Here is a 24,840-nt window from a genome sequence, read left to right as displayed (position 1 = left end):
CTACTAGCGCGATCCGATCTCGTCGATCGGACGCGTCCGCATCGTCGCGTTCGTTCCGATCCACAGCGCCACGAGGGCCAGCGCGCCCATCGCTCCGATGATCGCCAGGGAGCCGAGCACCGGCAACGCGGGCAGCGGTTGCCCCGAGATGCCCATGCTCACACCGATGAGCGGAGGGATCGCCACGACCACGCCGAACACCATGCCGATCACGGCCACCAGCACCGCTTCGATCCGCATCATCGAGCGCACCTGCCCGCGGGACGAGCCGATCAGCCGCATCAGCGCGAACTCCCTCGAGCGCTCCCCTGTCGCCATCACGAGGGTGTTGATCACGGCGATCGCGATGTAGCCGAGGATCACCAGCAGCGCGATGAGGTTCACCCATCCCTGCTGCGACTGCGCACCCGCACCCGCCGCCTCCTGGCCCGATCCGTCACTCACGACGAAGCCGCGTTCGGCCAGGGCCGCACGGACCTCGTCGAGGGCGTCCGCTTCGACCGAAGCGAGCGCGAACGCATCGAGACCCGCCGTGGTGTGCGCCCTGACCGCGTCGGCGGCCATGGTCAGGTCACCGAATCCGAGACCGCGCTCATACACCGCGACCACGGTCGCCTCCCACGGCGAGCCGTCGCCGAGGTGGCCGGTGACCGTGCCGCCGATGTCGACCCCGAGGCTCTGGGCGGCATCCGTGCTCACGGCCACCGCTGTGACGCCGTCGAGGTCGGCGAGCGACCCCTCCCGCACACGCAGGTCGAGGCTCTTCGCGGTCCGCTCGGGATCGATGCCCTGCAGCACGTGCTCTTCGCGCTGGAGCTTCCCCTCGAAGTCGTGGGAGTCGACCACCGCCGCGCTGAGTGCGATGCCCGACGCCTCGGTCACGCCAGGGGTCTCGCGGATCGCCTCGACCGCCGCGGGGGAGACCCCGGTCGGCGCCGTCACCCGCAGGTCGGCGATGACACCGGCGCTGGCCTGCGTCGCGGCCTCGGCGGCGATGATCGACGGGGCTCCGATCTGCACGAGTCCCAGCCCGATGCCGAGCGCGATCGGCAGGATCGCCGAGGCGAGCCGTCGGCTGTTCGCCGTGGCGTTCGCCGACGCGAGGAAACCCGCCGACGACATCCGGCGCAGCACGCTTCCGATCAGGCGGACGCTCAGCGACACGAGCCACGGACCGAGCACGGCGAGCGCGATGATGAGCAGCATGGCGGCCCCGGCCGCGGCGCCGGCCGCGATCTGACCGCGCACCACGAGCGGCACCGTCGACACCGAGATGCCGGCGGCGGCGAGCACGATGCCCGTGATGATGCGCGGCAGCCCGATCGCCGGAGCGCCCGTGGCCGACTCTCGGAGCGCTTCGACCGGGTCGAGCTTCGCGACCCGCGAAGCCGCGATGCGTGCCGCACCCCAGGCGGAGGCGAGCACGAGCAGCACCGCGCCGACCGCGGGAAGCGGGCTGACGGCGAGGGCGAAGTCGCCCGGGATCACGCCACCGGTGACGAACGCCGTCTGCAGAACGGTCGAAAGGAGGTACCCGGGCGCGATGCCCAGTACCGCGGCGACCGCAGCCACCCACAGCACCTCGCGGGCCACGAGTGAATGCACCTGAGACGGACTCGCGCCCACCGCGCGCAGGAGTGCGTAGTCCCGGCGGCGCGACTGCACCGACAGCGACAGCGTGCCCGCCACGATGAACATCGCCACGAGGATGCATGTGCCGACGAAGGCGCTGCCGATCGCGACGAGGATCGAACGTGCCGCCCCCGAGTCGAGGAACTCGACGTCGCCGCGGGCATCTCCCGTGCGGGCGACCAGGTCGGGGAAGGCCTCCCGGATCGAGGCGGCCGTCTGCTCGGGATCAGTCCCCGAGACGAAGACGCCGAGCGTCTGGGTGGCACCGCCATGGGGGTCGAGCTGGCCGATGCGCTGCTCGCTGAGGAACACATGCGTTCCGCGCTCCGGTGCGATCGGGGCTGACACCTCACCGACCACGCGGTACTCCGACGGCACGCCGCCGTGGGCCAGCGCGACCGTGTCGCCCACGGCCCGATCGCTGCCGACGGAGACGACGACCTCATCGGCGGCCGATGGCTCTCGCCCCTCGCGCAGCTCGAAGCCGGTCAGCGCCGTGGCCTCCCACGGATGCGCCTCGACGACGGCACCGGCACCCGCACCCGCGCCCTGCTGCACGAGCGGAACCGTGACGTCGGCCACGACGCGCTCGACCCCGGGAAGCCCGACGATGCCCTGCGCCGCGTCGACCGGCAGCGGCGCTCGCTCCCGCAGGGCCACCGGGAGATCCTCCGGCACGTCCACCTGCTGCGGGGCGCCGACCACCACGTCGGCCGCGACGTAGCGCTCCGGCGCGAGCCCGCCGCGCATCCCGGATTCGACGAGCACGCCGAGGCCCGTCACCAGTGCGCTCGCGACGAAGACCGCGATGGCCACACCGACGAAACTGCCGCGATGCTGACGCAGATCCGCACGGACGATCCGCCCGAGCCCGAGTGCCGTCGCCATCACCATTCCCCCAATGCGCTCATGCGCTCGTTGATCCGAGCAGGGTCTGCGCCGTCCAGGTGTCCCGCGAACGCGCCGTCGGCCAGGAAGATCACCCGGTCGGCGTGCGATGCCACCACCGGGTCGTGGGTCACGACCACAACCGTCTGATCCAGCTCCCTCGCCGTGTGGGCGAGCAGATCGAGAACCTGCGTGCCGGCACGGGAGTCGAGAGCGCCGGTGGGCTCATCGCCGAACACGACATGCGGCCGGGTGATGAGCGCCCGCGCGATGGCGACCCGCTGCTGCTGACCTCCGGAGAGTTCAGAGGGACGACGGTGACGGAACTCGGCGAGGCCCACGGCGTCGAGCAGGAAGTCGAGCCATGAGCCGTCGAGCGCGCGACCGCCCAGACGCAGGGGCAGGGTGATGTTGTCCTCGACGTTCAGAGCGGGCAGCAGGTTGTAGGCCTGGAACACGAAGCCGACGTGGTCGCGGCGGAATGCCGTGAGCTTCTTCGACTTCAGGCCCGAGATCTCGGTGCCGCCGAGGTGCACGGTGCCGCTGCTCGGTCGGTCGAGTCCGGCGGCGCTGTGCAGCAGAGTGCTCTTGCCCGACCCCGAGGGGCCCATGATCGCGGTGAACGAGCCCTTCGCGATGGTGAGGTTGACGCCGCGGAGGGCGGAGACGCGGTTGGCGCCCGACCCGTAGGTCTTGACGACGGAGTGCAGCCGCAGGGCTTCGGAGGGCCCAGCATCGGCACCGGGGACGAGTGGTGTGGAGGTCATGACTCGACGCTAGGGACGCCTGTCGCGCCGCCCCATCCCGCCCGCTGCTCCATCGATGGTGGTGCTGGCTATACCGTGCCGCTGCGACCGCTCGGGCAGACTGTGAGAGTGAAGGACGGACGGATGCGACGCTGGCTGCGCGCGTGGGGATATCTGGCCGTCGAAGCCGGCGTCTCGATCGCCTCCGTGGTGTTCCTCTGCCTCGGACTCGTCCTCCTCCCCCTCATGATCATCAGCGGCGGGGTGCTGCTGATGCCTGAGGCCGTGCGCGGCCTGCACGGGTGGACGGATGCGAGCCGCCGACGTGTCGGCGCCTACCGGGGTGAGGAGCTTCCGCCGATCGGTCGCGTGCTCCCGCCAGGGTCGACCCTCGACGAACGGCTGCGCTTCGCGTTCTCGCGTGCGACGGGTCGCGACTGCCTGTGGCTGGCGGTCCAGGCGCTTCCGGTGCTGTTCGTGTCGTTGGTGACGATCTCGCTCCCCGTGGCGGCGGTCAACAGCCTCGCGGTCACCTACTACTGGCAGTTCGCCCCGGCCGACGACCCCGTCGGTTCGCCCTATCCCGTGACGTCGTGGGAGCTCGCCGCGACGATGCCTCTGGTCGCGGTGGCCTACGCGATCCTGTCGATCTTCCTCATCCCCCTCGTCGCTCGCCTGGTGTCCTTCGTGTCGGCGACGCTGCTCGCGACACCGGAGAAGTCCCGCCTCGAGGCGAGGGTCGACGCCCTCACTCTCAGCCGCGCGGCCGCGCTCGACGCCCATGCCGCGGAGCTGCGACGCATCGAACGCGACCTGCACGACGGCGCGCAGAACCGCCTGGTGAACGTGGTGATGATGCTCGGCATCGCGGAGCGCGCGCAGGAGACCGGGGGTGACGTGCTCGAGCCGCTGCGGCGAGCGCACGATGCGGCCACGGACGCCCTGGCCGGACTCCGCCGCACCGTGCACGACATCTACCCGCCCATCCTCGACGAGCTCGGGCTGGAGGGGGCGCTGGCCTCGTTGGCGGGGCGGAGCGTGGTTCCGTGCACGGTCGAGACGACGCGCGTCGGGCGTGTGCCGGCCGCCGTGGAGTCCGCGAGCTACTTCGTCGTCGCCGAAGCCCTCACGAACGTCAACAAGTACAGCGAGGGGACACGGGCGACGGTCCGCGTGTCCCGCGACGGCGAGGTGCTGCTCATCGAGGTGCAGGACGATGGGGTGGGGGGCGCTGTCGAGCGGCCGGGGGCGGGCTCGCCGGCATCCGTCGTCGCATCGAGGCGTTCGAGGGCACGCTGTCGCTGACGAGTCCTGTCGGCGGCCCCACCACCCTGAGAGCGGAGCTGCCATGCGGGTCGTGATCGCCGAAGACGACACCCTGCTGCGAGAGGGATTGGCGCTGTTGCTGCGCAGCGAGGGGTTCGACGTGGTGGCCGCTGTCGACAACGCAGACGACTTCCTCGCCCGGCTCGACGAGGCGGATGCCGCGGTGGTCGACGTGCGGATGCCGCCCACCTTCACGAGCGAGGGGTTGAAGGCGGCTGCCGAGGCGCGCGCTCGTCGTCCGGGGTTCCCGGTGCTCGTGCTGTCGGCATACGTCGAGGACCGCTACGCGGGCGAGCTGCTGGCTGCGGGAGCCGACGGCCTCGGCTACCTGCTCAAGGAGCGGGTCGGCAAGGTCGCTGCGTTCATCGACGCCCTGAACCGCGTGGCCGCCGGGGGCACGGTGATGGACCCCGAGGTGATCTCGCAGCTGATGAGCCGTCGCCGCGCGGACGACCCGGTGCAGACGCTGACTCCGCGCGAGCGGGAGGTCCTCGGTTTGATGGCGGAGGGCCTCGACAACGGCACCATCGCCGGACGGCTGTTCGTGACCGAGACGGCGGTGAGCAAGCACATCGGCAACATCTTCGGCAAGCTCGGCCTCGCCTCGAGCGACAGCGGCCACCGCCGCGTTCTCGCCGTGCTCGCATATCTGCGCACCTGACCGGCATCCGCGCTGGCGCTCCGACCCGCTTCGATGCCATGCTGGCCGGGATGAAACGCTCTGCCAAGATCACCACCGCCGTCGTCGCCGTCGCCGTCGCCGGCCTTGTCGCCGCTGCCGCTCCTGCCGTGGTCGGCGCCGCGCCCGCGGTGTTCGATGTCGCCTCCTGGGCATCGGAGCGTTTCGCCGCAGAACCCTCCACGGCCCCCACGTCGATCGTCGCCGATACCGAGAACGTGGTCGGGAACGAACTCGTCGACCTGGGTGACGGCATCAGCGTTCCCGCCGGCGGGCCGGGCGACTGCACCACCAGCGCGCGTATCAACATCCAGAGCGACGACGGCTCCCCCATGTACGCGAAGCTCCTGGGCGAGCTCGTCGACATGGGCGGGTCGGAACTGGCGAGCGGTCCTGTCACCCTGGATGCCGACGGGGAGATCTTCTCGTACGAGGTGCAGCCGGGCGACAGTCTGATCGCGATCGGCGAGCGCTTCTGCGTCGACTACGTCACCGTCGGCGGCTACAACCATGTGCGTGGCTTCGAGCCGATCGCACCAGGGGACGTCCTCTACCTGCGGCCGGATCCGACGCTCCCGTTCGTCGACATCTACTCGCCGTACAACGCCGAACCCGGATCTTCGACCATCCCGTACTACGACGGCGTGGCGGCGTTCTCGACCGCCGTCGCCACCGCCGATCTGGGTGCCGCGCGGTGGCTGTGGCAGCGTCTGGAGAAGGACATGCCTCCGGAGACCGCCGCCCTGATCACCCAGGCGCTGAGCGACGACGACCTGTCGCTGCTGCGCCGCATGTTCCCGTAGCAGCGACCCTCTCACCGCCGATCGGTCGGCGGTCCTTTCCGCGCGCCCGCAGACCCGCCGATGATCTCCTCCGAGATTTCTCGGTATTCGGTGTTGCTAAGTACCGGTACTCAGTGTTACTTTGTACCGGTACCCAGCAACACTGAGTACCACCGAATCGAAAGGAGTACCTGATGGGCAAGCAGATGACCGAGATGCTCAAGGGCACTCTGGAGGGCATCGTCCTGGCCCTCCTCGCCGAGCAGCCGGCATACGGGTACGAGATCACCACACGCATCCGAGACCACGGATTCACCGACATCGCCGAAGGCACGATCTACGCACTCCTCGTGCGCATCGAGCAGAAGAACCTCGTCGACGTCGAGAAGGTCCCGAGCGAGAAGGGTCCGCCCCGCAAGGTGTACACCCTGAACGCGCAGGGCCGGCAGGAGCTCGAGGAGTTCTGGAAGACATGGGACTTCCTCGCGCAGCACATCGCACAGCTGAACCCCGACAACGACAACAGCACGAACAAGGAGAACTGACCATGGCCGCGAAGTGGATCGAAGCGATCACCGGATCACTCGAAGAGAAGAAGCTCTACAAGCAGGCGCAGGCCCGCATCAACGCGCTCCCCGAGCCGTACCGCGAGATGGCGAAGGCTCAGCAGCGCTACAACATGTACTACGGCGGGGTCACCGACGGAGACACCATCGTGAAGATGTTCCTCGACATCGCCGACCTGTGGGAGCGCGCCGCACTCGACGGCACCCCGGTCAGCGCGATCGTCGGAGACGACCCGGTCGAGTTCGCCGAGAACTACGCCGCCGCGTACGGCGGACGCCAGTGGATCGACAAGGAGCGCGCGCGCCTCATCAAGGCGTTCGACGACGCGAAGAAGAAGGAGGAGTCATGAAGAATGCAGCCATCTCGGTGCGCGGCATCGAGAAGTCGTACAAGGATCTGCACGTGCTGCGCGGCGTCGACTTCGAGGTCGAGAAGGGCAGCATCTTCGCCCTCCTCGGCTCGAACGGCGCCGGAAAGACCACGATGGTGCGCATCCTCTCCACCCTGCTGAAGTCCGACTCGGGCACAGCAACCGTGCAGGGCATCGACGTCGCGACGAACCCGGTCGGCGTCCGCGAGCGAATCAGTCTCACCGGACAGTTCGCCGCCGTCGACGAGGTCCTCACCGGACGTGAGAACCTGGTGCTGGTCGCGAAGCTGCGCCACCTCCCCGACGCCGGGAAGGTGGCCGACGACCTGCTGACGACCTTCCGCCTGACGGATGCCGGCTCCCGCAAGGTCGGCACCTACTCCGGCGGCATGCGTCGCCGGCTCGACATCGCGATGAGCCTGGTCGGCGACCCCGAGGTCATCTACCTCGACGAGCCGACCACCGGCCTCGATCCCGAAGCCCGCCTCGAGGTGTGGGGCGTGGTCAAGGAGCTCGCGAACAGCGGGACCACGGTGCTCCTCACGACGCAGTACCTCGACGAGGCGGAGCAGCTGGCCGATCGCATCGCGATCCTGCACGAGGGCCGCATCATCGCCAACGACACCCTCGCCGGCCTGAAGCGCCTGCTTCCGGCCGCCAAGGTCGAGTACGTCGAGAAGCAGCCCACCCTGGAGGAGATCTTCCTCACCCTCATCGGCCCCCAGGCCACGACCACGAAGGAGGACGCAGCATGAGCACGCACTTCGCCGCCGACACGGCGACCCTCACCGGCCGCTCCATGCGGCACATCTTCCGCAGTCCCGACACGATCATCACCACGGCGGTCACCCCGATCGCGCTGATGCTCCTGTTCGTGTACGTCTTCGGCGGAGCTCTTCAGCAGAGCACCGGCGCCGAGAACTACGTGAACTACCTGCTGCCCGGCATCCTGCTCATCGCGATCGCGTCGGGCATCGCCTACACGGCGTTCCGGCTGTTCACCGACATGCAGAGCGGCATCTTCGAGCGGTTCCACTCCATGCCGATCGCCCGATCGAGCGTGCTGTGGGCCCACGTGCTCACATCCCTGACGGCGAACGCCATCACGCTGGCGATCATCTTCGGGGTCGGATTCCTGATGGGCTTCCGCACCGGGGCGAGCGTCGGGGCCTGGCTGGCGGTGATCGGCATCCTGATGCTGTTCACCCTGGCACTCACCTGGCTGGCCATCATCGCGGGGCTGAACGCCAAGACGGTCGACGGCGCGAGCGCGTTCTCGTACCCGCTGATCTTCCTGCCGTTCATCAGCTCGGCCTTCGTGCCGACCGACACGATGCCGGCTCCGGTGCAGTGGTTCGCCGACAACCAGCCGGTCACCTCGATCGTCAACACCATCCAGGCGCTGTTCGCCGAGCAGCCGGTTGGCGACGACATCTGGATCGCCCTCGCCTGGTGCGTCGGCATCCTCGTGGTCGCCTACGTGTTCGCGATCATCTCGTACCGGAAGAAGGTCAGCTGATCGACGTCAAGCGAGACGGAACGCTCCGACCGGGGACTCTCCCCGGCCGGGGCGTTTCGCCGCGCTCGGCGCAGTGGCCCCTCAGCGTGGGCATCAGGAGGGGACCGGGTACGCGGAGACCATGAGCAGATAGGCGACGGTGATCGCACCGAGACTCAGACCGATCGCCACGCCGCCAATCACGTGCGGTGATGTTCTCTTGATGAGTGCCATGACGAGCAGGGCAAAGTGAGCGACGACGATTACGATGAGCGCCACTCTCAGACCGTCGATCGCCACGTTAGCGAGATCGTCCCTGCACGAAGATGCGCATCCATCCATCCGCATTGCAGCGAGATAGACGAGAAGTACGCCTCCACAGGCAACCGCGATCTGCGCGAACGCCCAGAGGCCCGCAGCGACGTAGGGTCGTCGCGGTATGCGCTGGATCGGTCCCCAACTGCTCGTCCGTGTCATGAGAAGTCAGTCATCATGTATCGGACAAACGATCGCGGATCGGACATGTAGCTCTTATAGGAGCTATGGATTTGATTGTCAATCGGAGACCCTGCCTGGCAAGCCCAGTCTTTCGCGTAACAGTAGGAACGGATCTTCGGCACCCACTGCGGATTGGTACTCGTACTTCCTTGCGGCCACCCCCAGGACCGGTACTCAGATGAGAGATAGTCCAAGCTGGCCTGCCCTCGGGCCAGGATCCCCTGTCCGGTCTTCACAGAGTCAGGCGAGTTCCAGACCTGACCAGCTTTCCAGGTCGGGTCTCCCCAGACCACTACTGCGCGGACCATCGAACGCGCTTTAGCAGACAAGGTCGGGTAGAAGCCACCGCCGAACTTGATTTCTGACCCCGGGGCGAGCGCGGTGAGGATGACCTGTGCCCCCTGAGAATGCCCGGCCAGCACCACAGCGGGCGGGCTGGCGCAGTGAGAGGCCATCCATTCGAGCTCCGACTGCAACGCTTGCACCCCCGCGGTGATGCTCTGCGCGTAGCCGCCAGCGTCGGAAGCCGGATAGTTGAGGCTTTCAACATAGAGGCCGTACTCGTTCCACGGATCGCTGGGAAGTAGATAGGTGGCCGTGAACTGGCCGACGACATCGCCCATTCCGCCGCTCGTCCAGCCATGACCCGCTTGAGTACTTCCCGCGCCGCCAGGCGCCGAGGTCCCACGGACTCCGATCATCACGGCCCATGCACATTGATTCGTGGTGTTGGTGGCATTTGCGCTCGACCCGCCACTGAGCACAGTTGCAATCACCAAGGCTCCGACGACCACACCAGACTTCAACTTTCGCGCGACCCTGCGCATCATGCTGTCGATAGTCACAATCACTCCGTCTTTCTTCAATGGGATTGAATAATCCACCCACCGTCCCGTAAAGGGGGCATCGGCAGCAATGAAAGACGGTCCGCGTACATCAGCATTCCAGAACGAAACACCTGTTCGCCGAGCAGCCGGTCGGCGACGACATCTGGATCGCCCTCGCCTGGTGCGTCGGCATCCTCGTGGTCGCCTACGTGTTCGCGATCATCTCGTACCGGAAGAAGGTCAGCTGATCGACGTCAAGCGAGACGGAACGCTCCGACCGGAGACTCTCCCCCGGCCGGGGCGTTTCGCCGCGCTCGGCGCAGTGAAGGCGGTCAGGCCTGGGGCAGAGCGGCGACCACGTCGATCTCGACGAGGATGTTCGCGAGCTGCGAGCCCACGGTCGTGCGCACGGGGAACGGCGCGGAGAAGAACTCCTCGTACGCCTCGTTGAACTCCGCGAAGTCGGAGAGGTCCTGCAGGTGCACGGTCGACTTCACGACGTCGTCCATGGTCAGGCCGTGCACGGCGAGCACCTTCTGGATGTTCCGGAGCACCTGTCGGGTCTGGTCGCCGACGCTGGCGGGCACGGCGTGGTCGTTCGCCGCGTCCTGCGGGCCGAACCCCGCGGTGTACAGGAATCCGTTCGCGACCACTCCGTGGCTGTAGGGACCTGCGGGCGTGGGCGCCCCGTCTGCGTAGAATCCGGTCTTCGGCATTTCTCTTTCCTTTCGTTGACGATTCAGGTCTGCAGTGAGCGGCGCAGTCCCCGGCCGGGAAGCGCGCCGGTGAGCTCACCGTCGGCGAGGACGCGGCTGCCGGCGACGAACACATCGTCGATGCCGACCCCGCGTCCGCGCGGATTCTCGTACGTGGCGGTGTCGGCGACGGTCGCCGGATCGACCACGATGAGGTCGGCCACGGCGCCGGCCTCCACCACTCCGCGACGTCCGAGGCCGAAGCGTCGAGCCGGCAGCGTCGAGAGATGGTGCACGGCGTCGGCCCACGTCCAGGTCGACCGCTCCCGCACGTGTTCGCGCAGGAACAACGAGAACGAGCCGGCGGCACGGGGGTGCGGATGCGCGCCGATGAAGATGCCGTCGGAGCCGCCCATGTGAGCGGGGTGCGCGAATATGCGGGCCAGCTCGGCGCCGGAGCGCGGGCTGCGGACGGCCATGACGGCGCTGCACTCGAGGCGAGACGCGGCGAGCGCATCGAGCGCGAAGTCGATCGGGGAGACGCCGATGCGCGTGGCGGCCTCGCGAAGCGTGAGGCCGTGCGCCCACGACAGCTCCGGCGCGGCGAGGTGGGCGAGCGTGATCATGTCGGGCCACTCGGGGCCGAGACTCGCGCTCGTCGCTGCTCGGAGGGTGCACTTCTCACGCAGGGCGACGCGTTGCGACAGATCCGCGATCACCGCGACCGCCTCGGCCACCGGCAGCGCCGCGACCTCCGGGGGCAGCAGCGGCATGCCCAGCAGGGTGCACCCCGGGTGTACGGGTATGCGTCGAAGGTCGCATCGACCCCCGCGGCCTCCAGCGCGTCGAGCTGATCGAGCACGATGTCGGCATCGGCGTGGAAGTGTGAGATGTGCACGGGAAGCTCGGCGCCCGCTTCGGCCGCGGCGAAGCGCGAGATCTGGGCGATCTCCGACGTGCCGGCCGCGGTGTTCGCCTCATATCCTCCGCGCATGTGCGTCACGTACACGCCTCCGGCTTCGGCCACTGGCGCGCACAGAGCGGCGATCTCGGCGGCGTCCTGGAAGATGCCCGGCGTGTAGTCCAGCCCGGTCGACAGGCCGAGGGCGCCGTCGCTCATGCCCTGAGCGACCAGGGCCTGCATGTGTCGGCGCTGATCCTCGGTCGCCGGCCGATCCTCCCGTCCGCACACCTCGAAGCGCACGGTGCCCGCCGGCACGAGGTATCCCGCGTTCACCGCCGAGGTTCCGTCGACGGATGCCAGGTACGCATCCACACCGCCTCCCCGGTAGGTGGGGTGCGGCCCGTTGATCGCGGCGAAGTACTCGGAGGCGTACTCACCAGCGCCCGGGGCGTACGACACGCCGTCCTGCCCGGCGATCACGCAGGTCACACCCTGGCGCAGGAGGGACAGCGTCACATCGGCGTCGCTCAGCAGGCCATCGGCGTGGGAGTGCGCGTCGATGAATCCCGGGAGGATGAGACGATCCGAGACGTCGACCACCTCGTCACCGGGGCGCGCCTCGATGTGACCGACGTCCGTGACGCGCTCTCCCTCGATCGCGACGTCGGCACGCACGAGGCCCGTCGCGTCGACGACGGAACCACCGCGCAGGATCACCCGGCTCATCACTGCACCCCTCAGAAGTACGTGCGGACGAGGCCCGTGACCACGTCGGAGTCGGCGGATTCGACGACCGGCAGCACCCGCCACTTGTCGAAGGCGGTGCAGGGGTGCGACAGGCCGAGACGCACGACGGAGCCGATCGCCAGCGCCTGCTCCGTGCGCACGTAGGAATGCTGATCGTTCATCGCCGAGACCTCTGCCTGCAGCGGTTGCCAGGGGCCGGTCACGCCGGGAGCCGAGGCGCGCGGGATCGGCAGCCCCTCGTCGTAGGGCAGATCCCGCTTGCCGGCGTCGACGAGGGCCAAGCCGGGCTCCGGCGCCGACACGACCCGCGCGATTCCGTGCATCGCGTTCACGAAACGCGGGGAGGCCTCCGTGTGCTCTGCTCCCTCGTCGAAGGGCGAGATGCCGCGATAGAAGCCATCGTCGTGCACGATGTAGGCGCCGGAGCGGAGGGTGAAGTGCGTACGATCATCGCGCGCCGCCGTCGCCCAGACATCGGCGACGACATCGAAGTACGCGCTACCCCCGGCGGTCACGAACAACTCGCCGTCGTCATAGAGCGGCGTGATCGCGGCGTGCAGTTCGAGCTGCGATTCCAGGTACGCGCGCACGGCCGCGAGGGACGCGGGTGTGCGATCGTGCGCGAGGCTCCCCTCGTAGCCGGCCACCCCGGCGAGGCGCAGCACCGCGGAGGCGGCGATGCGCTCGGCGACACGAAACGCCTCTTCGATGGACCGCGCGCCGGTGCGACCGCCCGCGCCACCGAGCTCGACGCAGACATCGACCGGACGCGGCGTCCCGGTGGAGAACAGAGCCTCCTCCATCGCCTCGACCGTCGCGATCGAGTCGACCCAGCTCACGAACCGGAACCCCGGATCCGCCAGCTCCTGCGCCAGCCACGCCAGCGCAGGTCGATCGACGGCAGCATTCGCGAGCATCACCGACTCCACGCCCAGATCGCGGGCGGTACGCACCTGACCCATGGTCGCGAACGTGATCCCGAGCGCCCCGGCATCCGTCTGACGGTTCCACAGCGCCGGCGCCATCGTGGTCTTGCCATGCGGCATGAGGTCGAGCCCTCGGTCTGCGCACCACTGCGCCATCGTCGCCACGTTCGCCCGCATCGCCGCGTCGTCGAGCACGATCAGCGGCGTCCAGAACTCGTCGAGGCGAGGCTCGGTGGCGAGGAACTCCGCAGCCGTGAGACCCGCCGCCCGCTGGGGAAGACCCTTGTCGCGTGCGGTGAGGACGTCGGCATCACCGTGCGTCATTGCGAGGCACCCGTCTTGACCGAGGCGGTCGGAACCTCGTGCAGTCGCCCGGCACCTTCGACATCGGGCTGGATCGATGCGACCAGCGTGGCGATCACACCGACCACCGCGATCACCGCCGCGTAGACGACGACCGGCCAGAAGGCACCCCCCGCGGCCGCGACCAGCGCGGTGCAGATGAGCGGAGCGAGGCCGCCACCGAAGGTGTTGGAGAACTGGTACCCGATGTTGACGCCGGTGGTGCGCGCCTCCGGGTCGAACATCTCGACCAGCATCGTCGAGAGCGTCGCCTGCATCGCCACGCCGAACACGACGAAGCCGAGGATCTGGCCGAGCCAGATCAGCCACATGTTCCCCGTGTCGAACAGCATGAAGGCCGGGTAGACCATGGCCGCAAAGCCGAGGCAGCCGATGATGTAGACGGTGCGGCGGCCGATGCGGTCGGAGATCGCACCCCACAGCGGGGCGACGACGATCTGCAGCAGTCCCACGAGCATGGTGCCGGCAAAGCCGAACCACACCGGGATGTCCTTGTCGGTCAGCATGTACGCGAGACCGTAGGTGAGCACGACGTATCCGGCGATCGACTGCGGCAGGCCGATGAGGATGCCCATGATCGCGTTCTTCGGGTGCCGGAACGCCTCGACGAGCGGGTTGGGCTTCTTGCCGGTGGTGGCGAGGAGCAGCGTCTGGGTCTCGGTGAAGGCGTCGGACTCCTCGAGCTGACGACGAAGGATGATCGCGGCGATCGCGAGCACGATCGAGAAGACGAACGGGATGCGCCAGCCCCACTGGAGGAACCAGGATTCGGGAGCGAGGCCGAGACCGGCCATCAGACCACCCGACACCACGTTGGCGATGCCCGCTCCACTGATGAGGAACGCACCGTAGAGTCCGCGCTTGCCGGTCGGCGCTGCTTCGACGACCATCGTGGCCGCTCCGCCCATCTCGCCGCCGACGAAGAACCCTTGGAAGAGTCGGCACAGCACGAGCAGCAACGGTGCGGCGATGCCGATCACCTGGTCGGACGGGATGAGGCCGATGCCCGTCGTCGCGAGCCCCATGCCGATGACGGTGCTCATCAGCACGACCTTGCGGCCCTTGCGGTCACCGACGATCCCCCAGATGATCCCTCCGACCGGACGGAGGAAGAACCCGACGGCGAACGTCGCGAACGAGTTGAGCTCGGCGATGAGCGGATCGTTCGAGGAGAAGAACACCGCGGGAAAGACGACAGCGGCTGCGAGGCCGTAGAGGTAGTAGTCGTAGTACTCGATCAGCGTGCCGATCGCGCCTCCGGCGATCGTCTTGCGCTGCTTCGGGGTCAAGCCAGATGAAGCGACAGTGGCCATCCGGGGCTCCTTGCTCGGTTGATGCGCGCCCGCATCCGTTGCGGTCGGCCTCGACGGATCGTCTCGGGCGTGGCTAAACTAACAGCGAAATAGACATTCTGTCTATCTCCCGAATTTTTTGTACGCCTGTATCGTTGCTCTCGATTGGAGTCACCATGCCGACATCGACGACAACGGAGAACGCGGTCGCAGCCCTCGCCGACGACCTCGCGCGGGAGACCTACGAGAGCGCCGAGGAGGTGCTCCGCCTCTATCGGCCGGTGCTGCGAGCGCTCGCCACCGCCGCTGGCCCCACGGTCGAGGTCGTGCTCCACAACCTCGACGGCACCGACGTCGACCTCGGCCACACGATCATGGCCATCGAGAACGGACACGTCACGGGTCGCGCCGTCGGCGGCCCGTCCACCTCGCTCGGCCTGGATGTGCTCAAGGACCGGCGCGGGAACCACGACGCGTTCGGTTACACGGGTTACACGAGCGACGGACGGGAGCTCCGGTGCTCCTCGGTGTACTTCCACAACCGCGCCGGTGACATCATCGCTTCGCTGTGCGTCAACGTCGACCTCAGCCCGCTGCTGCTCGCCCGCACGACGCTCGATGCACTGCTGCCCTCTCCCGTGCCGGCCGATGCCCCGAAGGAGCACTTCGGAGCCGACCTCGTGTCGGTCATGGATTCGATGATCACCGAGGCCATCCGCGAGATCGGCCGCCCGGTCGAGAGCATGTCGCGCGACGACAAGATCACGGTGCTGGAGCGACTCGACCAGCGCGGTGCGACGCAGATGCGCAAGTCCGTCGAGGCGATCGCGAAGCGGCTCGGCATCTCGCGCGTGACCGCCTACTCCTACCTGGAAGAGGCCAGGACGCGATGACGAGGAAAGGCATGACCATGGACAACTCCGGCTTCGAGGAGCTCTTCGACGGCGCACCGCTGATGGCGATCCTCCGCGGCATGGGCGTCGAACGCAGTCTCGCCGTGTCGACCACCGCGTGGGACCTCGGGATCGACGTCGTCGAACTGCCCATCCAGACCGCGGAAGACCTGGAGGCGCTGCGTGTCGTCGCTGCAGCCGGACGCGAGCGCGGCAAGGCCGTCGGTGCGGGCACCGTGGTGTCGGTCGAGCACGTCGCCCAGGCCGCATCCGCCGGAGCGGTGTTCACCGTCAGCCCCGGACTCGACCTCGAGGTCGTCCGCGCCTCCCACGACGCGGGGCTCATCAGCATGCCGGGTGTCGCCACGGCGAGCGAGGTGCAGTCGGCCCTCGGAGCGGGACTCACCTGGGTGAAGGCCTTCCCCGCGTCGGTGCTGGGCCCGCAGTGGCTCACCGCGATGCGCGGTCCTTTCCCGCAGGCGCGCTTCGTGACGACGGGCGGCATGCACGCCGGCAACGCCGACGAGTACCTCCGCGCGGGCGCCAGTGTCGTCGCCGTCGGGTCGGCGCTCGAAGACCCCGCTCAGCTGCCGCAGCTCGCTGCACTCCTCGGCACCGCGGCCCGCGCATGACCGATCTCGGTGCGCGGCTCGCCCACGTCGATGCGCGCCTCGCGTATGAGATCGACGTGGTCGCAGCGCGCGAGGCGGTCGAGGCAGGGGAGGCGGTGCTGGTCGACACGCGACGCCTCGAGTCGTGGCGCCACGGCCACATCGCCGGAGCCCTGCACCTGCCCAAGACCGAGATCGCATCCGGGATCGAGTCGCTGCCCCGCGACCGCACGATCGTCGTCTACGGCTGGGGTCCCGGATGCAACGGCGGCACCTCGACCGCACGGACGCTGCTCGCCGCCGGCCTCGACGTCAGGGAACTGCTCGGAGGATACGAGTACTGGGTGCGCAACGGCTTCGACACCGAGTCGCACGGCGTCGTGTCCCACCAGTCGCCCGATCCTCTGGTCACAGCCGAGAGCTGACCAGGGCACGAGGTCGCAGCGAAGGTCAAGAACCACGACCCCCGCACGGGATGGTCCCGACGATCGCCCAGTGATCCGACCCCCTGACCGATCGATCCACGAGATAGGTCGCATCAGCGGCGCGATACCCGTCGCCGAGCATGAAGCGGTCGATCGCGATGCCGAACAGCGGAGGCAACAGGGTCGGCCACGTCGCGGCCGCGCCCGCACCATGCGCTGACGCGACGTCGGCGCAGGTTCCGACCCCCGCGGACCCGAGGCTGTTCACTGTCGAATTGAAGTCCCCGATCACGCCGATATACCTCTCCTCGGCGCACATCGCACGTATCCACCTCAGATGCATCTTCCACGTGTCGACGCTCGCAACAGCCGGCTGCTGAACGTGGACGCCGACGATCACAGGGTTCGCCGCTGCGGCGTTGTCGGGGCGGACGACGGTGCCGGCCCACGGCGGCGCCGAGTCATCGAGCGAGTATCCACCCGACTCGGCCAGACTCGCACTCAGGATGACCGTCGTGGTCGATGACTCCGGCGCGAACGCCACATTCGCGAACCCTCTTCGTGCGAGTTCTTCAGCGACGCTCGCCCCCGCGAGCCACCCTGTCTCCGGCAGAACCACCACGGCTGCGTCTGCGCGCTCGATCCTGGGGATGAGCTGCTCGGCGATGGTGCCGGCGTCGGCATCGCCGGCATTCCATGACACGAATGCGATCCCGTCACCCGGTACCGGCGCCGACCCGTCTGATAGGCCCTGTGTGAGGCAGCGGGCGCCGAACAGCACGCCAACCAGGCCTGAGGCGACGGCGAGGATCAACCAGCCGCGGCGCCCGTGACGCACGCTGAAAAGTGCTACGACGATCGCCACAACGATCCCGAGGGTCGCCATCTCCGCGTCAACTGCGACCAGTGACGACAGAATCGGCAACTCGCGCATCGGAGTGTAAGGGACGGCCCACAGCGCCACGCCGACACCGACGATTCCGACGCCAGCGACGATTCTCCCGCGCATCAGCACCTAGAAACGGAGCCATTTGATTCCGCCTCGTAACTATGATAAGTAACATGTTACACAATATTGATCGAGGGGGATCGGATGAAGTCCCACCAAAACCGCTTCTCGAAGGTCGCCACGGCGCTGGGTGTGAGCACGGCATTGGTCTCCTACTGCCCACAGCCGCATACGCCGAGGGGACATGGGAGAGCTATATCGCTCAAGCGCAGCCGGGCTTCACAAGCCGACAGTGGCCCGATAAGAATCTCGACGGCACCTCCACTTCGGTAACGCTCTCCAGCTGTAAGGCGAATTACGGAGGCAGTGCAGCCGGCACCTTGGGAATTACGTCCATCAAACTTGGGCTGTACACAGGCATCGGCTGCGTCTCGTGGTGGTACATCAGCGCCGTCAGGTCGCGCCATTCACGTCCGCCACGGACCTTGATCATGCCCGCGCCGAACTCCAACCGGAACACCAGCCACCAGAACAGCACGATCACGACCGTCGGCGGCGGCTGGTCGTTCGAACCGAGGAACGCCGCGAGGAACCCGGCCTCCAGAAGCAGCATCTCCCAGCCGAAGGAGTAGAAGGTCTGTCCGATGCTGACGATCGACATGTACCCGAGCCACAGCGCGAGGAAGCACAGCATCGGCACCCAGGGAGGACCCCACTGCGGGATGCCGATGAGGAGGACCGCCGAGACCGCGATGCCCCCCGCGCACAGGACGACGAGGCGCTGGTCGGTGTAGCGGATGCGCGAGAAGAGGGTCGGGTGCAGCATCCGCCGCCGCTCCGGCTTCTGCCCGACCCATTCGAGGAGGGCGGGCGCGGGCAGAAGGCCTCGCTCTCCGAGGAGCGGCCGGAACTGGTTCAAGGTCGAGACGAACGCGACGAGGTACAGCGCCGCGATGCCCCGCTGCAGCACCTCGCGCGCGAATCCGAAGTCGACTGCGGCGAAACCGTCCACGCGCTCAGGCTACGCCCCGACGCGAAAGCTCCCGTCGCATTCTCTGTCGGAAGCGACGAGGAGTGCGACGGGAGCGAACCCGTGAAGCGCTGGTCAGATGTACGAGCCGTCGGGTTGCGGGAAGAAGCCGATGTGGCTGTAGAACACGGTGAGCGACAGCAGGATCCACAGCAGTCCGAGGCACCACGCGAACACGGCGAAGATGCGCGCGACCCACACGCTTTCTCGGACGAACGGAGCGAGGACGGCGGTCACGCCGGTACAGATGTAGAGCACCATCATCAGAAGCGGCTCCAGCAGACTGCCGGCCATGAGGCGTGCGAGCGGCTCGATGTCGGGCGGCCGCCACATGCATACGAACGGAAGCGTTTGATTTCGCCGCGTCATCGTGATAGGTAACATGTTACATAACTACGATCCAGGGGAATCGGATGAAGCCGCGGGATCAAACTACCGAAATGTCAGAAACGGGGGTGACTATTCATGACCGTTGCAAATGCAGAAATCAACGACCTGATCGCTGAGATCGAGTCGATCGACATCAGCGCTCCGTCCGCGGACTGGAAGCCTGCCAGCTGGTGAGTAGTGGCGCCTACCCCTCATCCACGAGGGGTAGGCGCTCCCCATGTCAGGAATCGGCTAAGAGGTAGAGAGTGCTGTTCATAGCTGCCGGCGGTCCTGGAGACCTGGTCGCCGCGGGCATTCTTGCCCGACAGCGGATAACGGAGTCGACATTCGCGACGTTCCTCTGGGAACGATCCGCGAGAGCAGCCGGCCCCATCCGCATCACATCCGTCTACGGGCTCGACCGCGACCGGCTCGGAATGCGTGCGACTCCACAGACGCAGATTGCAGGCAGTCGAACTCAGCTCAGTGACATCGCGCAGCTGCTGTCGGGGGAAACGTACGTGCTGGACGCGGACAACCTCGAAGGGGCACAGACGAGCCTCTCGAGGTTGCTCGCTTCAGACGATGACGGTCGGATAGCGGTTGTTGATGCGGGCGGCGATGTACTCGGCCAACGAGACCACGATGGGCTTCGGAGCCCACTCCTCGAAGCCACGACGCTGAGCATTCTCTCGGACATGGGTGCGCTTCCGGTCAGCGAGGTCGTTGTCGTCGGACCGGGCCTCGACAACGAGCTCACGGTCACTGAGATCGATTCGAGACGTCCGCATTGACCCCAGGAGCCGATTGGGAATGCAACGGGCGCGGAGACGCAGAGGATCTGCTTCATGCTTTCGCCGGTATCGACTCAGAGACGTCACGGCTGTGGTTGCATGCCCTGTTGGGTCTCCGCGGCCGCGTATGGTGCGACAGCACCGGCAGCCCCCTGATGATGACCGCGAGATCAGCCGAGGTCATCTCGGTCTCTGCGCGTGAAGTGCACGCGACGGGGCCGGCCGCACTGGTCCCATCAGGAGCGGGATCGATCCGCGATGTGAACGCCGCGCTGACGTCTGCCGGATACGTTGACGAACTCTTCGAGACCAGCGTCAGACCCGTCTTCCCGCCCGAAAGACAGCGAGAGCAACTTCGGAGCCGAATCCGTCCAGGTGATCATGTGACTGAGCGATTCGCGAGCCGTTTCGGCGTAGACGAATGGGCCGTCCTTCGGCCCATCGGGTCACCTGTCCTGAGAGTGGAGGGCGTGCGCCATGGCTGAAGACATCATTCTGGATGACCTCACATTCGACGCGATTCAAGACGTCGCTGATCACTCGCGCGGGAGGCCGCAGACACGGATCCGGCTGTCGTGTTCGACGCAGACTCAGAACACTGACCCACCGGCTGCGTGGCAGCACGAGTTTGAGATTGCGCCGGGCGTCCTGGTCCTCTCAGGTCACGGCGATGGCATGCACATGTTGCTGGGTGAAAAGGCACTGTGCGGCGCGGCGGCGGATGCAAAGAACCAGCCGGGCGGTTGTGCCCAGGGACAGCGGTGCCGAAAGGCGCGAGCGGTGCAGGATGTGGTCTACGCCGCAGAGCTGCGCGGGGATGTCGCGTTCCTACTCTCGTGCAACAGCCTGAACGTGGCCGGTCAGCTCGGCTCACCGGACGTCAGCATCGCGCGAGCCTTGATTAACGCGGGGTTCAATCACGTCATCGGCTCAGCGCGTCAAGTTGCATTCGAAGAGTCGCACGTACGGCTCGTCCAGCATCTATGGAACGAAGACACCCCTCTCGCGGATGTTGTCGCTGCGCTCAATTCCTTGGAGGGCGTCGAGAACGGATACGTCATCCTCGCGCTCGATGAGGATCCAACAGCAATCACCGAACCGACAGAATTACCTGCCCCCGAGCGCGGTCACGAGACGCCGCCTATTCCTTCAGCACTTCCCCACAGCGAGTACGCAGAGGTGGAGTACACGTTCAGCACGATCCTTGCAGCGAAACGGGTCGCCGCGATCCACGCAAAACCCCTCGAAGAGGTCCTGACGCGCCAGCTGAAGCTCATCGACGCGATGCGTGGGATCCTCGTTCGCCAACATATGTCGGGCACAGGGGCATTCCAGGATGTCGCCACACGCATCCGCATCGCCCTCAATGGCGGTTGGGATGATGCGGTGTCGGCGGGACTCCTCGGTGGTGTGGGGTCGTCATTCGGGGACCTGCTTCAAGGCGCACTGCTGCAGGGCAACGCCCCCAACCCGCAGTCGTCTGAATCAACCCGTCAAACATGTTCGGCGTGCGGGGGGCGAGTACGGCTCAATCGCGCTGCTTTGGTGAGTGGGCACGGGATCGAGACCGAATGGTGCACCGGCTGCGGGGTACGGCGAGTGTCCACAGCAGGGCGAGAGATCGAGCCAACACTCAACTTTCCGCGCACTGTCCGGGCAGGGGAGAGCGTCACCGCACTTGCGAGCGGTCTGAGCGAGAACACCCTGTTGCACTTGCAGCTGCGAGACAAGTCACGGAATGCGCCTGTCATCGAGACACGCGACGTCGTGAACGATCTCGAGTATTCGCGTTCGTTCGCTTTGCCGATCGACGCAGGTCCCGATATCGGCTCCATCCGTGCCGTGGTGTTCCAGGGATCTCGCGTCACATATTTGCGGCGCGTTTTCATCGTCGAAAGAGGGGGATCGAGTGATCACTGAGGAATCGATTTCGGGATTGCGACGAGACTCGCGAACGAACTCGCGGCTGAGGTTCGGTGTCCCGAACCAAGGGCGGTTGTTGAACCAGGTTCGGGCCGCTCTGGCGTTCTCCGAATGGACTCAGGACACCCGGTGCCTGAACTTCGCGGCAGGGGACGTGGAAGCGGTTCTTGCGCGCTCGACTGATTTGCCGCGCCTTGTTGCCGCCGGCGTGCTCGACGGTTGTATCACCGGCCGCGACTATGTCGTCGAGGCGGGCGTTGAGGAGCGCCTCGAGGAGGTGCTGGACCTCGATTTCCAGGCAACCAACATCTGCGTCGTGGCGCGCAGCTCGGAACCTGCACCGCTCGCGCGGGATCGATTGACCGTGGTCAGCCAGTACCCCGCTATCGCGCGGAGGTGGCTGGATGAAAGATCGCAGCAGGGACTGATCGATAACGCGACGTTCGTCGCCATTGACGGCGCAGCTGAGATGTACGTTCGCAGTGGCCTCGCAGATCTCGCGATCGATGCCGTCATGACGGGCCGTTCGCTCAGGGACAACGACATGGTGGTCGTCGAAACACTGTTCGCAAGCACAGGCCGTGTGTACTCGCGTGGCGAACGCCTCCTTGGCGCGAAGAAGCATGGGCTTCTCTCTGCCCTTGCGTCAACCCTCGCGGATGGCACGTCGTGAAGGTCATCGTCCTCGCGGGAGGGCAGGGGCGGAGGTTGACGACGGCGCTACCTGGGCACAAGGCTCTCGCGCAACTCGCAGGGCGGCCTCTGATCTCGCACGTGCTCGATGAAGTTGGGGAGAGCGCCGATATGGAGTCCTACGTCGTCGTCCCCGTTGGGCTTCGAGCCGAGTTCGTTGCGTCCGGCGCAGTGCAAGGGGCTCACGTCGTCGAGACCTCGGCAACAACTCCCACCGGCGCGATAGTTCCCCTCATCGAGCATGGCGATCTGGTCGTCCTCGTGCACGCTGACGAGATCTGCGTTGGCAGTCCGGCCGTGGTCTACGCGCACGCTGTCGGGCGTGCTGGTGCTCCCGTGGTCGGAGTGACGGCAGGGAAGGTCGACCGCGAGACCAGACTGACAGTACGGTCGACCGCGTCGGTGGAGGTCGCAGAAGACGGCCGGCTCGATGATGGGTTCACGAGCAAGCCTCGCTACATCGGACGGTTCGCTGTCCAGGTGGACGACGCCCTACTCGACGCCCTTCCTCGATACCCCAGCATCCTTCAAGCTCTGCTGTCGGGTCGTGAGAGCATCGCCGAGCTCACGCTCCCGAAGCGATACTTCGACTGCGGCAGTGATGCTCTGCTCGATGCGTCGCAGAGCCGATTCGAAGGAGCGCTATGAGTGGCGCGATGAAGGATCTCTTCGCGAGCAATCGGAGCTTCCGGCACGTCTGGTTCAGTCAGCTGTCCGGAATGCTCGGCGCATCGATCATGACGGTGTCGGCTGGAATCGCAGTCCTCGCGTACGGCGGATCCGCTGCGGTCATCGCAACAATTCTCGCGGGCAGGTCGATCGGGCTGTTCATCGGCTATTTGACTCTCGGCGGGCTGACAGCATTCTTCTCGTCGAAGCGACTGATGATCCTCACCGATGTCGTGCGAGTCGTCAGCACGGCCACCGTGGCTTTCGGGATCGTCACCGGCGCGTTCTGGATCTCGGCTCTGGCGGTCATTCTGACGGGCCTGTGCGAGTCGGTGTTCACACCGGCATCACGTGCGCTTCTTCCGCTCGTCGTCGGAAAGGCGGACCTGTTGACCGCCAATGGCATGAGCGCCGTCACCCGTAACGCGATGGCTGTCGCGGGCCCGGCAGTAGCCGGGGGCATGCTGCTCCTCGTGGATCCGATTCTCGGAGTGCTTATCAACTGCGTGTGCTTCGCATTGAGCGCACTTGCACTCGTCGGAGTCCCAGATCTGACGCGCGACGGCGGTCGCCTGCCGTTGACACCACGAGGCTACTGGAGCAGCCTCAAGGACGGCGCTCATGCGGTTAGGTCCACGCCCTGGGTGTGGATGTTCACCCTCGCCGGCGGACTACAGATGTTCCTTGTCGTCGGAGCCTGGAGCGTGCTGTTGCCGGTGGCCTCGGTGCAGACTGGCTGGGGCGACAGTGCATACGGTGTGGTCCTCGCCGTGTACGCGGCCGGCGGACTCATCGGGGGGCTGGTGGCCGTACGCATCCGCCGCCATGCTGCCGTGGCGGGCGCAGTATCGATCGCGCTCTTCAGCCTCGCGCCTCTCGGTCTCGTCCAGGATTCGTTCGCGATCTGTCTCATCCTCGTCTTTGCCGGAGGTGCAGCTCTCCAAGTGGGCAACGTGCTTTACGACACCCTGTTCCAACAGCACGTATCCCCAGAGATGATCGGCAGGGTGAGCGCCCTGATGATGCTTCCATCGACCGCAGTTCTTCCCCTGTCGTACCTGATCGTGGGAGTCGCAGCTGATCTCGTCGGCGCGGACTCGGTCCTGCTCATCGGCGGCGTCAGCGCCGCCTTCGTGATGGCCGGGTTCGCCCTCCTCTCGCCCATTCGCAGATTGGAGCTCGTCAAAGATGAGCAGAATGTTTGACTCCAGCACGATCTCCGGGGACGGCGGGATCGTTCTCGAACCGATCGGTCCTATTCACGCGCAGGGATGTTCGAAGCCTGTCAGGACGAAGAGATTCATAGGTGGCTTCCTCTTCCGCGCCCGTACACGCGAGAGTTGGCGGAGGAGTGGTGCCAGAGCGGCGCAGAGATGTACCGACGGGGCGGACAAGGCATCCACTACGCGATACTCGACTCCGGAGTATTCGCGGGTTCCATCTCTGTGAGGAACGTCCGTTGGCGAGAAGGGATTCTGGAACTTGGCTACTGGGTAGCACCGCAGGCTCGCGGAACAGGAGTTGCATCGCGCGCAGTACGGGCGCTGTCACTCGGCGCTTTCGCGAACGGATTCGAGCGGGTAGAGCTTCGGATCGCCCCCTTGAACGAGCGCTCCATCTCCGTTGCCGAACGGACCGGATTCACTCTCGAGGGTCAGCTTCGATCGGCCGGTATCACTCACCATGGCAGGGTTGATCTTCTGGTGTTCTCGCTTCTCATGACCGACGTCTTCCATTAGGGACC

General features: G+C 66.7%; 27 protein-coding genes and 2 pseudogenes. 17 read left to right on the top strand and 12 right to left on the bottom strand.

Features of this window, described 5'->3' with window-relative positions; translation table 11 throughout:
* Window positions 1-3: 3 nt before the first annotated feature.
* Window positions 4-2,520 carry an FtsX-like permease family protein gene (locus tag K1X59_RS00885; RefSeq protein ID WP_220173835.1) on the bottom strand — a complete coding sequence of 839 codons (2,517 nt, stop codon included), beginning with the start codon at window positions 2,518-2,520 and terminating at the stop codon, window positions 4-6.
* Entirely contained in the window at window positions 2,520-3,287 is a 768-nt protein-coding gene (locus tag K1X59_RS00880; RefSeq protein ID WP_183151508.1) for an ABC transporter ATP-binding protein, read from the bottom strand. Before K1X59_RS00880 ends, K1X59_RS00885 begins: the two co-directional genes overlap by 1 nt.
* A gap of 108 nt (window positions 3,288-3,395) precedes the next feature.
* Here K1X59_RS00880 and K1X59_RS00875 point away from each other — a divergent pair, with 108 nt between their 5' ends.
* The 7 genes from K1X59_RS00875 to K1X59_RS00845 all read left to right on the top strand — a co-directional run bounded on the left by K1X59_RS00875 (window position 3,396) and on the right by K1X59_RS00845 (window position 8,509).
* Window positions 3,396-4,571, top strand: a complete 1,176-nt coding sequence (locus K1X59_RS00875) for a sensor histidine kinase (protein ID WP_220173834.1) — start codon at window positions 3,396-3,398, stop codon at window positions 4,569-4,571.
* Window positions 4,572-4,614: 43 nt separating this feature from the next.
* Entirely contained in the window at window positions 4,615-5,253 is a 639-nt protein-coding gene (locus K1X59_RS00870; protein ID WP_183151507.1) for a response regulator transcription factor, read from the top strand.
* Between the two features lie 50 nt (window positions 5,254-5,303).
* Window positions 5,304-6,074, top strand: coding sequence for a LysM domain-containing protein (locus tag K1X59_RS00865; protein WP_183151506.1), 771 nt, complete (start codon window positions 5,304-5,306; stop codon window positions 6,072-6,074).
* Window positions 6,075-6,247: 173 nt separating this feature from the next.
* Window positions 6,248-6,598: a PadR family transcriptional regulator gene (locus K1X59_RS00860; protein ID WP_183151505.1), complete on the top strand. Its 351-nt coding sequence runs from the start codon at window positions 6,248-6,250 to the stop codon at window positions 6,596-6,598.
* Window positions 6,599-6,600: 2 nt separating this feature from the next.
* Window positions 6,601-6,969, top strand: a complete 369-nt coding sequence (locus K1X59_RS00855) for a DUF1048 domain-containing protein (protein WP_183151504.1) — start codon at window positions 6,601-6,603, stop codon at window positions 6,967-6,969.
* Window positions 6,966-7,745: an ABC transporter ATP-binding protein gene (locus K1X59_RS00850; protein WP_183151503.1), complete on the top strand. Its 780-nt coding sequence runs from the start codon at window positions 6,966-6,968 to the stop codon at window positions 7,743-7,745. Before K1X59_RS00855 ends, K1X59_RS00850 begins: the two co-directional genes overlap by 4 nt.
* A complete protein-coding gene (locus tag K1X59_RS00845; RefSeq protein WP_183151502.1) occupies window positions 7,742-8,509 on the top strand; it encodes an ABC transporter permease in 768 nt (255 codons plus the stop codon). The genes K1X59_RS00850 and K1X59_RS00845 overlap by 4 nt, the downstream gene beginning before the upstream one ends.
* A 93-nt stretch (window positions 8,510-8,602) precedes the next feature.
* On the opposite strand, the gene K1X59_RS00840 is transcribed toward K1X59_RS00845, so the two are convergent.
* Both K1X59_RS00840 and K1X59_RS00835 read right to left on the bottom strand, forming a co-directional pair.
* Window positions 8,603-8,767: a hypothetical protein gene (locus K1X59_RS00840; protein ID WP_183151501.1), complete on the bottom strand. Its 165-nt coding sequence runs from the start codon at window positions 8,765-8,767 to the stop codon at window positions 8,603-8,605.
* A gap of 194 nt (window positions 8,768-8,961) precedes the next feature.
* Window positions 8,962-9,870 carry a cutinase family protein gene (locus tag K1X59_RS00835; RefSeq protein ID WP_183151500.1) on the bottom strand — a complete coding sequence of 303 codons (909 nt, stop codon included), beginning with the start codon at window positions 9,868-9,870 and terminating at the stop codon, window positions 8,962-8,964.
* A gap of 74 nt (window positions 9,871-9,944) precedes the next feature.
* Between K1X59_RS00835 and K1X59_RS00830 the strand changes: the two are divergent.
* Window positions 9,945-10,061: pseudogene (locus K1X59_RS00830) on the top strand (ABC transporter permease); the annotation flags it as partial.
* Window positions 10,062-10,145: 84 nt separating this feature from the next.
* On the opposite strand, the gene K1X59_RS00825 reads toward K1X59_RS00830, so the two are convergent.
* The 5 genes from K1X59_RS00825 to K1X59_RS00805 are packed head-to-tail and all read right to left on the bottom strand — an operon-like array spanning window position 10,146 to window position 14,761.
* Window positions 10,146-10,529, bottom strand: a complete 384-nt coding sequence (locus K1X59_RS00825; RefSeq protein ID WP_183151499.1) for a RidA family protein — start codon at window positions 10,527-10,529, stop codon at window positions 10,146-10,148.
* A gap of 23 nt (window positions 10,530-10,552) precedes the next feature.
* Window positions 10,553-11,281 carry an amidohydrolase family protein gene (locus K1X59_RS00820; RefSeq protein ID WP_220173833.1) on the bottom strand — a complete coding sequence of 243 codons (729 nt, stop codon included), beginning with the start codon at window positions 11,279-11,281 and terminating at the stop codon, window positions 10,553-10,555.
* Window positions 11,224-12,138 (bottom strand): amidohydrolase family protein, encoded by a 915-nt coding sequence (locus K1X59_RS00815; RefSeq protein ID WP_220173832.1) that lies wholly within the window; start codon window positions 12,136-12,138, stop codon window positions 11,224-11,226. The genes K1X59_RS00820 and K1X59_RS00815 overlap by 58 nt, the downstream gene beginning before the upstream one ends.
* An 11-nt stretch (window positions 12,139-12,149) precedes the next feature.
* Entirely contained in the window at window positions 12,150-13,409 is a 1,260-nt protein-coding gene (locus K1X59_RS00810) for an alanine racemase (protein WP_183151496.1), read from the bottom strand.
* The gene (locus tag K1X59_RS00805) at window positions 13,406-14,761 is read right to left on the bottom strand and encodes an MFS transporter (protein WP_183151495.1); all 1,356 of its coding nucleotides are present in this window, start codon (window positions 14,759-14,761) and stop codon (window positions 13,406-13,408) included. The genes K1X59_RS00810 and K1X59_RS00805 overlap by 4 nt, the downstream gene beginning before the upstream one ends.
* A gap of 155 nt (window positions 14,762-14,916) precedes the next feature.
* On the opposite strand from K1X59_RS00805, the gene K1X59_RS00800 reads away from it, so the two are divergent.
* The 3 genes from K1X59_RS00800 to K1X59_RS00790 are packed head-to-tail and all read left to right on the top strand — an operon-like array spanning window position 14,917 to window position 16,669.
* Window positions 14,917-15,633: a transcriptional regulator gene (locus tag K1X59_RS00800; protein ID WP_183151494.1), complete on the top strand. Its 717-nt coding sequence runs from the start codon at window positions 14,917-14,919 to the stop codon at window positions 15,631-15,633.
* Between the two features lie 11 nt (window positions 15,634-15,644).
* On the top strand, window positions 15,645-16,265 hold the full coding sequence (locus tag K1X59_RS00795; RefSeq protein WP_202045457.1) for a bifunctional 4-hydroxy-2-oxoglutarate aldolase/2-dehydro-3-deoxy-phosphogluconate aldolase: 621 nt from the start codon (window positions 15,645-15,647) through the stop codon (window positions 16,263-16,265).
* Window positions 16,262-16,669: a rhodanese-like domain-containing protein gene (locus K1X59_RS00790; protein WP_183151493.1), complete on the top strand. Its 408-nt coding sequence runs from the start codon at window positions 16,262-16,264 to the stop codon at window positions 16,667-16,669. Before K1X59_RS00795 ends, K1X59_RS00790 begins: the two co-directional genes overlap by 4 nt.
* Before the next feature lie 25 nt (window positions 16,670-16,694).
* Here K1X59_RS00790 and K1X59_RS00785 read toward each other — a convergent pair whose 3' ends face one another.
* From K1X59_RS00785 to K1X59_RS00775, 3 genes and pseudogenes are all read right to left on the bottom strand, one after another.
* Window positions 16,695-17,678: an endonuclease/exonuclease/phosphatase family protein gene (locus K1X59_RS00785; RefSeq protein WP_183151492.1), complete on the bottom strand. Its 984-nt coding sequence runs from the start codon at window positions 17,676-17,678 to the stop codon at window positions 16,695-16,697.
* 355 nt (window positions 17,679-18,033) lie between these two features.
* Window positions 18,034-18,630, bottom strand: a pseudogene (locus K1X59_RS00780) (lipase maturation factor family protein); the annotation flags it as partial.
* Window positions 18,631-18,723: 93 nt separating this feature from the next.
* A complete protein-coding gene (locus K1X59_RS00775; RefSeq protein WP_183151491.1) occupies window positions 18,724-18,981 on the bottom strand; it encodes a hypothetical protein in 258 nt (85 codons plus the stop codon).
* Window positions 18,982-19,283: 302 nt separating this feature from the next.
* Between K1X59_RS00775 and K1X59_RS00770 the strand changes: the two genes are divergently transcribed.
* From K1X59_RS00770 to K1X59_RS22640, 6 genes are all read left to right on the top strand, one after another.
* Window positions 19,284-19,811, top strand: a complete 528-nt coding sequence (locus tag K1X59_RS00770; RefSeq protein WP_183151490.1) for a DUF1152 domain-containing protein — start codon at window positions 19,284-19,286, stop codon at window positions 19,809-19,811.
* A gap of 477 nt (window positions 19,812-20,288) precedes the next feature.
* Window positions 20,289-21,731, top strand: coding sequence for a hypothetical protein (locus K1X59_RS00765; protein WP_183151489.1), 1,443 nt, complete (start codon window positions 20,289-20,291; stop codon window positions 21,729-21,731).
* Window positions 21,721-22,407, top strand: a complete 687-nt coding sequence (gene hisG, locus K1X59_RS00760; protein WP_183151488.1) for an ATP phosphoribosyltransferase — start codon at window positions 21,721-21,723, stop codon at window positions 22,405-22,407. The genes K1X59_RS00765 and hisG overlap by 11 nt, the downstream gene beginning before the upstream one ends.
* The gene (locus tag K1X59_RS00755) at window positions 22,404-23,075 is read left to right on the top strand and encodes an NTP transferase domain-containing protein (protein ID WP_183151487.1); all 672 of its coding nucleotides are present in this window, start codon (window positions 22,404-22,406) and stop codon (window positions 23,073-23,075) included. Before hisG ends, K1X59_RS00755 begins: the two co-directional genes overlap by 4 nt.
* 8 nt (window positions 23,076-23,083) lie before the next feature.
* Window positions 23,084-24,301, top strand: coding sequence for an MFS transporter (locus K1X59_RS00750; RefSeq protein ID WP_183151486.1), 1,218 nt, complete (start codon window positions 23,084-23,086; stop codon window positions 24,299-24,301).
* A 66-nt stretch (window positions 24,302-24,367) separates the two neighbouring features.
* The gene (locus tag K1X59_RS22640) at window positions 24,368-24,835 is read left to right on the top strand and encodes a GNAT family N-acetyltransferase (RefSeq protein WP_183151485.1); all 468 of its coding nucleotides are present in this window, start codon (window positions 24,368-24,370) and stop codon (window positions 24,833-24,835) included.
* The last annotated feature ends 5 nt before the right edge of the window (window positions 24,836-24,840 follow it).

The sequence above is a fragment of the Microbacterium sp. Se5.02b genome (genome assembly GCF_019464375.1).
Lineage (GTDB): Bacteria > Actinomycetota > Actinomycetes > Actinomycetales > Microbacteriaceae > Microbacterium.
Note: the sequence above shows the minus strand (reverse complement) of the source record. Positions and strands in the feature narration are given on the sequence as shown.